This window comes from Facklamia sp. P13069, assembly GCF_050409405.1.
Lineage (GTDB): Bacteria > Bacillota > Bacilli > Lactobacillales > Aerococcaceae > Facklamia.
Genome location: NZ_JBNUPN010000063.1, coordinates 1 through 587, shown reverse-complemented (window position 1 = coordinate 587; position 587 = coordinate 1). Strand labels below are relative to the sequence as shown.

Sequence of the window (587 nt, the reverse complement as noted above, 5' to 3'; positions counted from 1 at the left end):
CGATATCAAATATGTGCCCATGCATTGTCTTAAGTTTGATTCGAAAGGCATTCGTTATTATCAAATCACAGCGATCGATGAGTATTCGCGCAAACGCTACTGTGAGATTGTGGATGAAAAAACGGTCACCAATACCGCTTTATTTTTATTAGAGTTAGAAGCGTGTCTAGGCTTTGATATCACGAAGGTTCAAACAGATAATGGGCGTGAATTTACCAATGATCCAGATGTTACCGATAAACTAACCATCTTTGAGGAGATATTAGAGAGTAAGGAGATAGAGTATCTCAAGACCCGTCCCTATTCTCCATGGCAGAACGGCATAGTTGAAAGAAGTCACCGAGAAGATGGGGAACGATTCTACAATCGTCGCGAATTTAAGAGTGTGCAAGAATTGAAGAAAGCACATCGTCGATATGTGAACCGAGGCAATAATATCCATCGAAAGGTTTTAAATTTTAAGAGTCCCAATGAAGTAGTACGCGAATACTTTAGGAACAAGCCTGCTTAGTCTTGCCCATGATCTCAAATTCTTTATTTCTGTCAAGGATCGCTCCGCTTTCCTCTTTGACAAAAGTAAAGAATTT

The 587-nt window shown here is 39.7% G+C and carries 1 protein-coding gene; it reads left to right on the top strand.

From position 1 onward, the window contains the following. Positions 1-511, top strand: a 511-nt coding sequence (locus ACQV2T_RS09360) for a DDE-type integrase/transposase/recombinase (RefSeq protein ID WP_428893593.1), incomplete at its 5' end; no start/stop codon positions are given. Between the last annotated feature and the right edge of the window lie 76 nt (positions 512-587).